The sequence below is a fragment of the Acidovorax sp. Q11 genome (genome assembly GCF_054950075.1).
Window position 1 is genome coordinate 518487 of record NZ_JBUDZG010000001.1, and the last position, 12581, is coordinate 531067.

The following is a 12581-nucleotide window of genomic DNA, read 5'->3' on the forward strand; positions in this document are numbered from 1 at the left end:
GCGCAGGGCACAAGCATGCTGATTGCGCTCGATTTTTCTGCCGTCCTCGCGTCGTGGCCTTTGCTGGTGCGTGGCGTGGCCTGGACCATAGCCCTCACCATTGTGGGCACCGTGCTGGGCCTGCTGCTGGGCACGGTCTGCGCCTGGGCGCGTGCGCGCAACCTGGGCCACCGGCCCACTGCGCTGCGCTGGGCCGTGGCCAGCTATGTGGAGCTGGTGCGCAACACGCCTTTCATCGTGCAGCTGTTCTTCCTGTTCTTCGGGCTGCCCGCGCTGGGGCTCAAGCTCTCGCCCGAGTTCGCCTCCGTGCTGGCCATGGTGATCAACCTGGGCGCGTACTCGGCCGAGATCATCCGCGCGGGCATCGAGGCCACGCCACGCGGCCAGATCGAAGCCGCGCACAGCCTGGCGCTGACGCCGGGCCAGACCTTCCGGCGCGTGGTGCTGCCGCCCGCGCTGCAAAAGGTGTGGCCCGCCATGGTCAGCCAGATCATCATCGTGATGCTGGGATCGGCCGTGTGCGGGCAGATCTCCACACCCGAGCTGAGCTACGCCGCCAACCTCATCTCCAGCAACACCTTCCGCGCTTTCGAGGCCTTCATCCTGACCACTGCCGTGTACCTGGTGCTGTCCATGCTCACCCGCCGCCTGCTGATGTGGGCGGGTGCACGTTTCCTGGTCGGGAGGTAAGCCGCCATGGTCGAGTTCTCTCTGTGGGACATCCTGCGCAACCTGCTGCTGGCAGCGCGCTGGACGGTATCCCTGTCTCTCATCGCGTTCATCGGTGGCGGTCTGGTAGGTCTGGTGCTGCTGGTGCTGCGCCTGTCCAAAGTGCGTGGCGTGGACCGCGCGGTGAGCGCCTATGTGCAGGTGTTCCAGGGCACGCCGCTGCTCATGCAGCTGTTCCTGGCGTACTTCGGCATTGCGCTTTTTGGCATCAAGACCTCACCATGGACGGCCGCGGCCGTGGCGCTGACGCTCTACACCAGCGCCTACCTCACCGAGATCTGGCGCGGCTGTGTGGCCTCCATCCCCAAGGGCCAGTGGGAGGCAGCGCAGAGCCTGGCGCTCAACTTTGGCGAGCAGCTGCGCCATGTGGTGCTGCCGCAGGCACTGCGCATTGCGGTGCCGCCCACGGTGGGTTTTCTGGTGCAGGTGATCAAGGGCACGGCGCTGGCTTCGGTGATTGGTTTTGTCGAGCTGACCAAGGCGGGCAGCATGATCTCCAACGCCACCTACCAGCCCTTCCTCGTCTACGCCTGTGTCGCCCTGCTGTACTTTGTTTTGTGCTTCCCAGTGAGTTTGGTGGCGCAGTCGCTTGAAAGGAAACTCCATGGCAACCGCCATTGATCCAACAACCCGCGCTGCTGCGCACGACGGCATTGCGGTGGGCGAACCGCCCATCGTGGACATCACGGCCCTGCGCAAGTCCTATGGCAGCAACGAGGTGCTCAAGGGCATTGACCTGAAAGTGCAGCGCGGCGAGGTCATCGCCATCATCGGCAAGAGTGGCTCGGGCAAGAGCACGTTGCTGCGCTGCGTGAACGGGCTGGAGGAGTTCCAGGAAGGCGCCCTCAGCGTCAACGGCCAGAAGCTGCTGCACGACAGCCCCGCCGCCATGCGCGCGCTGCGCCAGCAGGTGGGCATGATCTTCCAGAGCTTCAATCTGTTTCCGCACCTCTCTGTGGGCCGCAACATCATGCTGGCGCCCACGCTGGTGAAGGCGCGCGATGCCAAGGCGGCCGAGGCGCAGGCGCGTCAGCTTTTGGCGCGCGTGGGGTTGGCTGAAAAGTTTGACGCCATGCCCGACCAGCTCTCGGGCGGGCAGCAACAGCGCGTGGCCATTGCGCGCGCGCTGGCCATGGAGCCGCAGGTGCTGCTGTGCGACGAGATCACCTCGGCGCTGGACCCCGAACTGGTGGGCGAAGTGCTGCGCGTGGTGGAGTCGCTGGCGCAAGAAGGCATGACGCTGATGATGGTCACACACGAGATGGCGTTTGCCCGCAAGGTGAGCGACCGTGTGATCTTCATGCACCAGGGGCGGGTGCACGAGACCGGAGCGCCCGCCGCGCTGTTTGGCAATCCGCAGACGCCGGAGCTGCAGCAGTTCTTGTCGTCGCTGCACGATTGACCGGGCTGCGCAGAACGCGAGAAAAGCGCAAAGGCCTGCCCACGCCCTGGAGATCCGGCGCAGGCAGGCCTTGCGTTGGGTAGTTGCACCCGCGCTGGTGCGAGGCTCAGCGCGGGCTGTGGAACGAGGTCAGGATTGAACGCCCTTGTCGAACTCGGCACGTGACAGCGCACCGTTCTTGTCGGTGTCCAGCTCCTTGAAGCGCTGGCTGATGGCAGGCAGGGTGGCGGCTTCCTGCGCACTCAACTGGCCGTCCTTGTTGGTGTCGGCCCGTTCAAAGGCCGCAGCAGCCGTGGTGGCGTTGCCGCTGGGCCCGACGGTGAAACCCGCGCCCGACTGGGTCGTGCCCTTGCTTTGGGGGCCTAACTGCGGGGGAGACGAAGACGCGGCGGTCTGCGCATGCAATGCACCCATGCCGCCCAGGGAGAGGGCCGCAAAAAGCATCACGCTGCGGGTGTCGAACGAATAAGTGCGTCGTTGCAGTGCTTTCATGGGAAGCGAAGCTCCTTCGAAGTTGAACAGGGTTTCATTGCACCGCAGCCAGGCCGCACACGCCAGCACTCTTGCCTGCTGTTGCCTGGGCCAACATTTGCCTGCGCCATGTAACGGTGGGGGCGCGTTGTGTGTTGTTGTGTGGCCGGGATGTGCCAAGACGTAGCACAATAGCCATGTGGCGCGGCTGGCGGAGAATCACGCTTCTCTTTCTTCCACGTTTTCAGCAAGGCACCGCCATGGCCAACCGACTCTCACAGATCGCCACACGCACCGGCGACGCAGGCACCACGGGCCTGGGCAACAACCAGCGCGTCTCCAAGAACAGCTTGCGCATCCACGCCATGGGGGATGTGGATGAACTCAATTCCCACATCGGCCTGCTGCTGTGCGAGCCCATGCCCGATGACGTCCGCACCCTGCTGGTCGAGGTGCAGCACCAGCTGTTCAACCTGGGTGGCGAGCTGTCAATTCCGGGCTTTGAATTGCTCAAGGCCAATGCGGTGCTGGCATTGGACGACGCCCTGGCCCACCACAACGCCGCGCTGCCGCGTCTGCAGGAGTTCATCCTGCCCGCAGGCACACGCGCTGCATCCCAGGCGCACATCTGCCGCACGGTGGCCCGCCGCGCTGAACGCGCCGTGGTCGCCCTGGGCAACGAAGAGGCCCTGAACGACGCCCCGCGCCAGTACCTCAACCGCCTTTCCGACCTGATGTTCGTGCTCGCCCGCGTGCTCAACCGCATGGACGGCGGCGACGATGTGTACTGGAAAAGCGAGCGCTTGGCACAGCAGAATGCTACTGAATAAATAGCTATCAAGGCATGATGGTCGAGCGGTAGCGGCCAATTTCACTCAAATTTCCACCAGCCGTTTGAAACCGGCGCGCCCCAGGGCCAGGGATGCCGAGCAAGGGCCGCCCCGCAGCGAGGGCATCGTCCCCCTTCTCTCGAATCGCGCCAGCGATTCGAGAGAAGGGGGAAGCGGCGCAGCCGCTCAGGGGGAAGCCCTCTACCGGGGCGCGAGGATCGCCATCGTCAGCCGCGACACACAGGTCAGCTCGCCCGCTTCGTTGTGCAGATCGATGTGCCACACATGCGTGGTGCGGCCGATGTGCACAGGCTTGGCTGTGCCGGTCACCCAGCCGCTGGTGGCAGAGCGCAGGTGGTTGGCGTTGATGTCCAGGCCCACGGCGCGGTAGCCTTCGGGCAGGGCATAGTAGGCGCCTGTGGAGCCCATGGACTCGGCCAGCACCACACTGACGCCGCCGTGCAGCAGGCCAAAAGGCTGGATGGTGCGGTGGTCCACCGGCACCCGGGCGCGCAGAAAGTCGTCACCCACCTCGACAAATTCGATGCCCAGGTGCTCTACGGCGGTGTTGCGGTTGGCGGCCTTCAGCAGGGCCAGATCGATGGGTTTTTTCCAGATGGGCATGGCGGTCTCGAAAAGGGGGCGGGGTAGAGGCAGCACACTACTGCGCGGCGCTTCGGCTCCATAGAATGCCGGATTCCCCCGGGGGTCGGCGGCTTGCCGGGTCAGCATGCATTGAGTGTCTCATCTGCATGCCCGGGTTGTGCATTGTGCTTTTTCCCGGAGTCGGTTTCCCATCATGCAGCGTCGCCAGTTTGTCACCCTTGCCTCCCACACCACGGCCGTCCTGGCTGCCCCCGTCTTCATGCGCAACGCATGGGCGCAAGAGGGCGGCATCACCGGCAAGACGCTGACCATCGGCTGCTCGGCCGCGCTCAGCGGCCCGCTGGCGGGCTTTGGGCAGGACATCAAGCAGGGCGCCGAAGCGGCGCTCGCGCACATCAACGGCCGGGGCGGCGTGCATGGCCGCACGCTGCAGTTCAACATGGTGGACGACGGCTATGTGCCCCAGCGCACCACCGACAACGTCAAGCAGATGATTGGCCAGGGCAGCGCCTTTGCGCTGCTGTCCTGCGTGGGCACGCCCAACAACACGGCCATCCTGCCGCTGATCGAAGAGGCCGGCATCCCTTATGTGGCGCCGCTCACGGGTGCGTCTTCGCTGCGCAAGGGCGGGCGCAACGTGTTCCATGTGCGCGCCAGCTACACCGACGAGGTGCGCCGCCTGGTGCAGCGCCTGGCGGGCATGGGGCTCAAAGGCATTGGTGTGGTGTACCTGGACAACGGCTATGGCCGCGAGATGCTGGAAGACGCCACGCGCTCGCTGGCCGAGCAGAACATCAAGCCCACCGTCCAGGCCGCACTCGCCACTGATGGCAAGAATCTGGCCGATGTGCTGGCCAAGGTGACCGAGGCCCGCCCCGCCGCCGTGCTGCTGGCCACGGCGGGCGCGGCCTCGGTGGAGCTGGTGCGCGGCGTCAAGAAAACCGTGCCGGGCGTGCTGATGGCCGGGGTGAGCGCTACGCTGACCAGCGACGGCCTCAAGCAGCTGGGCGATGCAGGAAGCGGCATTGCCGTGACCATGGTCATGCCCGACCCCAACCGTGCCAAGACCCAGCTGGTACGCGACTACCAGGCTGCCATGCGCGCCAAGGGCCAGCAGGACTTGACGCTCGGCAGCTTGGAGGCCTACGTCAACACGCGCGTGCTGGCCGAGGGTCTGGAGCGCGCGGGCTCGGACCCCAGCCGCGCCAAGCTGCGCAATGCGTTGGCGGGCATTCGCAACTGGGACATGGGCGGTTTTGTGGTCGATTACAGCGGCCAGTCACCTTTTGTGGGCTCGCGCTTCATCGACCTTGGGGTGCTCAACGGCGCGGGCCGCTTCCTAGGCTGATTTCTCTGCCCGGCCGCGCCCGGCGCCGGGCGCGGCAAGCTGCGGCGGGTTGGCCCCGCCCAGGTTGTTCAGCCGATCAGCCGATAAAGCGGCCGTTGGCGCCCATCACGCCCAGGTCCAGATAACGCGATCCCACATAGGGCGCGCCGCCTGCGTAGTCGATGGACAGGCCGCCCAGGTCATTGCTGCGGATGCCTGCGAGAGCGTTGCGCAGCTTGGCGCGGGTCAGGTCGCGGCCAGTGCGCTCCAGGCCTTCGGTCAGTACGCGGGCGTTCACATAGCCTTCAAAGCTGCGTGAAGAGAACTCCTGGAAACCCAGGGATCGCATGGCTTTTTGGTAGTCGCGCACCAAGGCCACGCTGGTGCGGGCCGCGTCGGGCAGCACCATGGACAGCGCAATGCCCGAGGCCTTGCCACCCAGCTGGCGCAGGTTGTCACCCGACAGCGCCACGCTGGTGGCGGCCAGCGGCGTGCTGGGCGAGACCTTCTTGAACTCATTGACCAGCGTGGCGGTGATGTCGCCAGCCGTGCCCAGCAGCACCGCATTGGGCTTGGCGGCCACGGCCTTGCCCACCACGTCGGCCACCTGCGCGCCTTGTGCATCGAGCTTGAAGGCCTTGGGCGCGGGCTGCTTGGCCGCAGCCAGGGCCTTGCTCACGTCGGCCAGAAACTCGCGGCCAAAGGCCGTGTCCTGGTACACCACGGCCAGCTCGGTGATGCCCATGGACACCAGCTTTTGCGCCAGGCGCTGGGCCTCGTCGGCGTAGCTGGCGCGCACGTGGAACACCGAGCGGTACTCGGCCTTGCGCAGCGACGAGGCGCCGCTCTGGGGCGCCACGTAGGGGATCTGGGCCTCGTCCACCAGCGGCAGGATGCGCTGGTTGTTGGCCGTGCCCATGCAGGAGATCAGCGACACCACATTGGCATCGGCAATCAGCTTGCGCACGTTGTCTTCAGAGCGCGCGGCGTCGTAGCCATCGTCCATGGCCAGCAGCTTGATCTCGCGGCCGTGGATGCCCTTGGCATTGGCCTGTGCAATGCCTGCATCCAGCCCCTGCTTGAGCTCTTTGCCCAGGCTGGCCAGCGCGCCACTGGTGCCCAGCGAGCAGCCAATGGTCACGCTCTTGGCATCCATGGGGTCTTGCACGCCCACGGCGCGCGATGAAGTAGCAAGCAGCAGGCCGGTGCTGGCGGCCACGAGGGATTGGGTGAATTGACGGCGTTGCATGGTGAAAAACGGGCAGAAAAAAACTCACCAGCCCCGGGCAGGGGATGGCGGAGGGTGACTAGGGAGGTTGATGAATACAGGGTTAACCCTAATTTTATCTGCCCAAACTGCCAATTAGCTGTCAGCTGCACATGGACGGGGCGTCTCTGGCGGCGCCCTCTACGCGGGGCTCGAAAGGGCTGCTGGTAGACGCATATCGCCCGTCTCCACATACCGCTGGTGCCACGACAACGCTTCATTCAGCAGGTGCGGCGTGTGCTGGCCCACTGCGCCCCTCTTCGCCCGGGCCACGTAGTCGTGCAGCGCAGGGCGAAAGTCCGGGTGCGCGCAGCGGTCGATGATGATCTGCGCCCGTTGCGAGGGCGAGTGCCCACGCAGGTCGGCCAAACCCTGCTCGGTCACGAGGATCTGCACATCGTGCTCGGTGTGGTCCACATGCGAGGCCATGGGCACGATGCAGGAGATGCTGCCGTTCTTGGCCAGCGAGGGTGTCATGAAGATCGACAGGTAGGCGTTGCGCGCAAAGTCGCCCGAGCCGCCGATGCCGTTCATGATGGCCGAGCCCATGATGTGGGTGGAGTTCACATTGCCGTAGATGTCGGCCTCGATCATGCCGTTCATCGCGATCAGGCCCATGCGGCGGATCAGCTCGGGGTGGTTGCTGATCTCCTGCGGGCGCAGCACGATGCGCTGCTTGTAGAAGTCGATGCGCTCGTTGAAATCCTGCATGGCCGCCGGGCTCAGCGACAGGGCGGTGGCCGATGCGCTGGCGAGCGTGCCCGAGCGCAGCATGTCCAGCATGCCGTCCTGCAGCACCTCGGTGTAGGCCGTGAGGTTCTCGAACGGGCCGTTGTTCAGCCCCGCCAGCACCGCGTTGGCGATGTTGCCCACGCCCGACTGCAGCGGCAGCAGGTCCTGGGGCAGGCGGCCCTTCTTCACCTCGTGCTGCAAAAATTCGATGATGTGGCCCGCAATGCGGTTGGAGGTGTCGTCGGGTGCGGCGTAGACACTGTTGCGGTCGGGCTGGTTCGTCACCACCACGGCGATCACCTTGGACGGGTCGCAGCGCAGGTAGGGCTCGCCAATGCGCTCGTCGGGCCGCGTCATCGGAATGGGCTTGCGGTGTGGCGGCACATCGGTGCCGTAGTAGATGTCGTGCATGCCTTCGAGCCCCGGGTTGTGCCAGGCATTCACTTCCAGGATCACCTTGTCGGCCTGGTCCAGCCAGGTCTTGTTGTTGCCCACCGAGGACGAGGGAATCAGCCGCCCGTCGGGCAACACGCCCGCCACCTCGACCACCGCCACATCGAGCTTGCCCAGAAAGCCAAACCACACAAACTGCGCCACGTGCGACAGGTGGATGTCCACGTATTGCATGTGCCCCGCATTGATCTGGCGGCGCACCGTGGGGTCGGACTGGTAGGGCAAGCGCATCTCGATGCCGTCCACCTGGGCCAGCGCGCCGTCCAGCTCGGGCGCGGTGCTGGCGCCCGTCCACAGGCCGATCTTGAAGCCATGGCCCTGCGCGTTCAGGCGCTCGATGCGGCGCGCCAGCGCGCCGGGCACGGCCTTGGGGTAGCCCGCGCCGGTGAATCCGCTCATGCCCACATGGGCACCGGCAGGAATCAACGCGGCCGCCTCGTCGGCAGACATCGTGCGGGAGAGAAAGTCGGGGTACAGCACCCGATCGGCCAGGGACATGGAACAGGCTCCGCAAAAAGAAAAGGGCCGTGCGCCTCGCAGGCGAACGGCCCGGAACAAAGCCAGGATGCTAGCCTTTGTTGCTTACAAATTAAGGGTTAACCCTTACAAACTTCATCGGGCTTTGCGATTGAGCAAGGCGTACAGCAGGATCGCCCCGAACGTGGCCGTGCCAATGCCGCCCAGCGCAAACTGGCCGAACTTGAGCGTGAAGTCGCCCGTGCCCAGGATCAGCGTGATGGCCGCCACGATCAGGTTCTTGTTCTGCGAAAAATCCACCTTGTTGTCCACCCAGATCTTGGCCCCCGCCACCGCAATCAGGCCAAACACCACGATGGACACGCCGCCCATCACCGGCAGCGGAATCGTCTGGATCAGCGCGCCGAACTTGGGGCTGAAGCCCAGCACCAGCGCAAACACGCCCGCCAGCAAAAACACGGCGGTGGAATAGATCTTGGTGGCCGCCATCACACCAATGTTCTCGGCATAGGTCGTCACGCCCGTGCCGCCCGCGCCGCCGCTCACCATGGTGGCCACACCATCGCCAATGAACGCGCGGCCCATGTAGCGGTCCAGGTCCTGGCCCGTCATGGCCGTCACGGCCTTGATGTGGCCCAGGTTCTCGGCCACCAGGATGATGGCCACGGGCGCAATCAGCAGCATGGCATTGGCTTCGAACACCGGCGCAGCAAAGTTGGGCCAACCAAACCATGCGGCGTTGGCCAGCGCGGCCAGGTCCATCGGCTTGCCCAGGCCCAGGCCATTGGTCAGCACCGCATAGATGATGCTCGCCACGATCAAGCCCACCAGAATCAGCAGGCGCTGCACCATGCCGCGCGTGAGCACGGCCACCAGGCCCACGCTCACAAAGGTCACCACCTGCATCCAGCTGTCAAAGTTGCTGGCCGCCATGTTCTTGATGGGGATGCCCGCCAGGTTCAGGCCGATCACCGCCACCACCGAGCCCGTGACCACGGGCGGCATGAAGCGCTCGATCCAGCCCGTGCCCACCGCCTGCACCAGCACGCCAATCAGCGTGTAGAGCAAACCGCAGGCGATGATGCCGCCCAGCGCCACGGCAATGTTGGCATTGGGCCCCTGGCCCGCATAGCCTGTGGCCGCAATCACCACGCCAATGAACGCAAAGCTCGACCCCAGGTAGCTGGGCACCTTGCCGCCCGTGACCAGGAAGAAGATCAGCGTGCCCACGCCGCTCATCAAGATCGCCACGTTCGGGTCAAAGCCCATCAGGATGGGCGCCAGCACCGTGGCGCCAAACATCGCAATCACGTGCTGCACGCCCATCACCGCCGTCTGCGGCCAGGGCAGCCGCTCGTCGGGCGCAATCACCCCGCCTTGTTGCAGCACATCGGCGCTTTTTGCGCGCCAGTTCATGAATCCCATGTTGTTGGTTCCTTGTTGTTGAGGCGCGAATGCTAGTGGATGGGCATGGCGTTGCCTTGAGCCTGCGCGTCATTCGCCAGGCGACCGCCCGCCTTGCGCCGGGTTAGCATTTGGACCAATCCCCGCTCTGCCTCCTACAGGCACCGCCGCCATGCACCCTCTGCCTTCCTGCCCCTCCTGCCGCCAACCCATGGAGGTACACCGTTTCACCAGCAACCAGGGGCACTCGCTGGAGCTGGACATCTGTTTTGCCTGCCAGGGCCTGTGGTTCGACCGGCACGAAAACCTCAAGCTCGCGCCCCAGTCGGTGGTCGAGCTGTTCCGTCTGCTGCATGAACACCGCACCGACCAGCACCAGCCCCTGGCAGAACGCATGGCCTGCCCGCGCTGCAACACCAGCCTGGCCAAAGGTTTTGACGTGGTGCGCAGCGGCCGCTACATGATCTACCGCTGCGGGCGCCTGCATGGCCGCTTCAGCACCTTCTCGTCTTTCATGGTCGAAAAAGGCTTTGTGCGCCACATGACGCGCCCCGAGATCGACGACCTGGCCAAACGCGTGGGCGCCATCTACTGCACCAGCTGCGGCGCCCCCGTGGACATCCGCAAGGACCACGCCTGCCCCTACTGCCGCGCAGCGTTCTCCCTCATCGACCCCGACGCCGTGGTGCGCGCCATGGAGGGCTACGCCAAGGCCAGCAGCCAGCGCGCTGCCCACCCCGCCACCCCGGTAGACATCGGCGACGCCCTGGTGGCCCTGGAACGCGACCGCAGCCGCGCCGAACGCGAGCGGCAAAAGCGTGCATTCACCAGCACCAGCAGCGCCGACGACAGCTCATTCACGGGCGACCTGGTGGCGGCGGGGGTGGCGCTGGTGTGGGCGTTGGTGAAGAACTAGCGCGGGCGCCCAGACCTTCCAAGCCGTTGGCGGGCTTGCCTGTGGCGCGGTCAGCGGCTCTCGGTCTTGAATACGCGCTGGCCCAGGGCGTTGTGGGCGTGTTTGCTTTGGGGGGCGTCTGCCCCTTCCCCCGTGGTGTGCGCGGTCTGTTCAAAGCCCAGCAGCCGGGCTGGCCTTGCCGTTTTGAGCGCCAAATTGGGCGTTGCCGCCTGCTGGATAAGCGTCAATAGCTATCAATTTAGGAGTTTTTAACAGCTGCCTGCTGATGCAGGGCGCATTGCAATTCAGCTTGAATCCTCCGCTTCGGGATGCGACAGCTAGCTTCACATCGTTGACATGTTCCGGCGGCGCAGATCGTCAACAAATGTCATGCCTCCTTCTCACAGGTGTTGGGCAGAGGTATCTTTCAAATCGCACTTCCCGACCCGTTGCAGGCCGCCAAGAAACGACAAGGCGTTGCATGGGGCTCAGCCAAATGGCGCAAAGGGGAGTCTCCAAGACACATCCAAACACTCATCCCAATCAACCCACCAGCAGCATGACCGTCGAACACAGAAGAAGCGCGGAGCGGCGCAGCGGCAAAGATCGCCGCCAGATCGACAGTGGCCCTCCCACCAACTATGAGCGTCGCCGCGCAGTCGAAGCGAGGCAGCCAGAGCTGATAGAGGTGCATATGAGCGAGGACGAGATCCGCGCTTTGGGGTTTGTGTTTGAACAAGCCACGGCTTCAGTGAGTGGCTGAGGCCGGTACACCCTGGTGTGTCATGGCGCTGCGCGCGCGCTCAAGGCCTCGCAGTGCAGCGCGGGTTGAGCAGCGCCTCGAATACCCGAAGGTCCAGCCCAGCTTCTCGGCATCGCTGGTGGCGGGGCTCCAGAGCTTGCTGAAGAAGAAGTTGAGCAGTTGCTGGATAAGGCCGGGCTGTTCGCCCTGGGTGTGCTTGTTGTCGTCGCCGTCATCGGCCAGCAGGTTGTTCAGGTTCTTGGTGCTTGCGGGTTTGCCTGCGGCGCTGTTGCCTCCGGCGGCAGCGGACTGCTCAAGGCCCAGCAGGCCGTTGGTCTTGCTGGCTTTGAGTCAAATTGGGCGTTTCCGCCTGATGAGTAAGTGTGGATAGCTATCAATTTAGGAGTCTTGGGCAGCTACAAGCCAGCATGTGCGGGGCGGGTTGCATTTCAGTCTTGAATCCCCCTTTCGTGAATTAGAAAAAAGTCAAGGCTTGATCCCTATGCCCCGCGTGCCTCGGATTTAGACTCAGGCTACCTTTTATTTTGATGGCTCCCCCCCTGCTCCAGGGCCTCGATTCTAGTCTTGATAAGTAAATTCTCATCATTAATGCTATCTACTTTCTTCTGCAGCTTGCTCAAATCCCACGCAATCATCAAAATTGCTATCGGGAAAAATATTCCAATCATCGAGGCAATATTATCAATATCAATATTGATAACAGAGATGGTGCATAAAATTAGAAATAATATATATCGAATCATGGTTTGCAAATTGGTTCACACCGACTCTTACATTGCTTATAGCCGTTCTCGCAGCCTCGTTTTAGATCTTCATTAAGTCCAGCCGCACCTGCAGCTCCGGCTCCTCCAACAACGGTGACGATCTTAGATCCTGCCCCTGCTGGAACAAACCAAGCAGGCAGCAAGTCCACCATGCGTTTGCACATTCGAAGAGCATTATCACAGTCACAGGAAGGGCTTTCTGGAGGTGCCGATGGTGATGGCGGTTTAACTGGCGGGCACCAAGCAGGTAAGCCGGCTGCACACATATATGCCTGCAATCCTTCCGGATCAATAAATGACATGGGATTCCCATCCACATAGCTAAACAGTATTGAGACCTGAAGAATCATCTAGCCCGAGTTGTCGATCCCCGTTCACGGGCCTACCGTTTGGTTTCCAGATCAAGCGGGCAAGCCCCCGAAGGAGACCGACATGACACTGTACGCAGCCATTGACCTGCA

Annotated in this window: 13 protein-coding genes; 8 read left to right on the forward strand and 5 right to left on the reverse strand. The window is 63.8% G+C overall.

The window, feature by feature from the left end:
- Positions 1-15: 15 nt before the first annotated feature.
- The 3 genes from ACYZGB_RS02360 to ACYZGB_RS02370 are packed head-to-tail and all read left to right on the forward strand — an operon-like array spanning position 16 to position 2131.
- Positions 16-690, forward strand: coding sequence for an amino acid ABC transporter permease (locus ACYZGB_RS02360; protein ID WP_462386597.1), 675 nt, complete (start codon positions 16-18; stop codon positions 688-690).
- 6 nt (positions 691-696) lie between these two features.
- Positions 697-1350, forward strand: a complete 654-nt coding sequence (locus ACYZGB_RS02365) for an amino acid ABC transporter permease (RefSeq protein ID WP_462386598.1) — start codon at positions 697-699, stop codon at positions 1348-1350.
- Positions 1334-2131, forward strand: a complete 798-nt coding sequence (locus tag ACYZGB_RS02370) for an amino acid ABC transporter ATP-binding protein (RefSeq protein ID WP_462386599.1) — start codon at positions 1334-1336, stop codon at positions 2129-2131. Before ACYZGB_RS02365 ends, ACYZGB_RS02370 begins: the two co-directional genes overlap by 17 nt.
- A 129-nt stretch (positions 2132-2260) precedes the next feature.
- Here the strand turns inward: ACYZGB_RS02370 and ACYZGB_RS02375 are convergent, their stop codons facing one another.
- Entirely contained in the window at positions 2261-2623 is a 363-nt protein-coding gene (locus ACYZGB_RS02375; protein ID WP_462386600.1) for an EF-hand domain-containing protein, read from the reverse strand.
- A 239-nt stretch (positions 2624-2862) separates the two neighbouring features.
- On the opposite strand from ACYZGB_RS02375, the gene ACYZGB_RS02380 reads away from it, so the two are divergent.
- Positions 2863-3432, forward strand: coding sequence for a cob(I)yrinic acid a,c-diamide adenosyltransferase (locus tag ACYZGB_RS02380; protein ID WP_462386601.1), 570 nt, complete (start codon positions 2863-2865; stop codon positions 3430-3432).
- A 201-nt stretch (positions 3433-3633) separates the two neighbouring features.
- On the opposite strand, the gene ACYZGB_RS02385 is transcribed toward ACYZGB_RS02380, so the two are convergent.
- A complete protein-coding gene (locus tag ACYZGB_RS02385; protein ID WP_015011965.1) occupies positions 3634-4056 on the reverse strand; it encodes a hotdog fold thioesterase in 423 nt (140 codons plus the stop codon).
- Between the two features lie 175 nt (positions 4057-4231).
- On the opposite strand from ACYZGB_RS02385, the gene ACYZGB_RS02390 reads away from it, so the two are divergent.
- A complete protein-coding gene (locus ACYZGB_RS02390) occupies positions 4232-5386 on the forward strand; it encodes an ABC transporter substrate-binding protein (RefSeq protein WP_462386602.1) in 1155 nt (384 codons plus the stop codon).
- A gap of 76 nt (positions 5387-5462) precedes the next feature.
- On the opposite strand, the gene ACYZGB_RS02395 is transcribed toward ACYZGB_RS02390, so the two are convergent.
- The 3 genes from ACYZGB_RS02395 to ACYZGB_RS02405 form a co-directional block, all read right to left on the reverse strand.
- The gene (locus ACYZGB_RS02395; protein WP_462386603.1) at positions 5463-6614 is read right to left on the reverse strand and encodes an ABC transporter substrate-binding protein; all 1152 of its coding nucleotides are present in this window, start codon (positions 6612-6614) and stop codon (positions 5463-5465) included.
- A 159-nt stretch (positions 6615-6773) separates the two neighbouring features.
- Entirely contained in the window at positions 6774-8315 is a 1542-nt protein-coding gene (locus tag ACYZGB_RS02400) for an acetyl-CoA hydrolase/transferase family protein (protein WP_462386604.1), read from the reverse strand.
- A 114-nt stretch (positions 8316-8429) separates the two neighbouring features.
- The gene (locus tag ACYZGB_RS02405; protein WP_462386605.1) at positions 8430-9719 is read right to left on the reverse strand and encodes a solute carrier family 23 protein; all 1290 of its coding nucleotides are present in this window, start codon (positions 9717-9719) and stop codon (positions 8430-8432) included.
- A gap of 151 nt (positions 9720-9870) precedes the next feature.
- Between ACYZGB_RS02405 and ACYZGB_RS02410 the strand changes: the two genes are divergently transcribed.
- From ACYZGB_RS02410 to ACYZGB_RS02420, 3 genes are all read left to right on the forward strand, one after another.
- Entirely contained in the window at positions 9871-10614 is a 744-nt protein-coding gene (locus ACYZGB_RS02410; RefSeq protein ID WP_462386606.1) for a zf-TFIIB domain-containing protein, read from the forward strand.
- Between the two features lie 538 nt (positions 10615-11152).
- Positions 11153-11356, forward strand: coding sequence for a hypothetical protein (locus ACYZGB_RS02415; RefSeq protein ID WP_462386607.1), 204 nt, complete (start codon positions 11153-11155; stop codon positions 11354-11356).
- Positions 11357-11515: 159 nt separating this feature from the next.
- Positions 11516-11716: a hypothetical protein gene (locus ACYZGB_RS02420; protein ID WP_462386608.1), complete on the forward strand. Its 201-nt coding sequence runs from the start codon at positions 11516-11518 to the stop codon at positions 11714-11716.
- Positions 11717-12581: the final 865 nt, after the last annotated feature.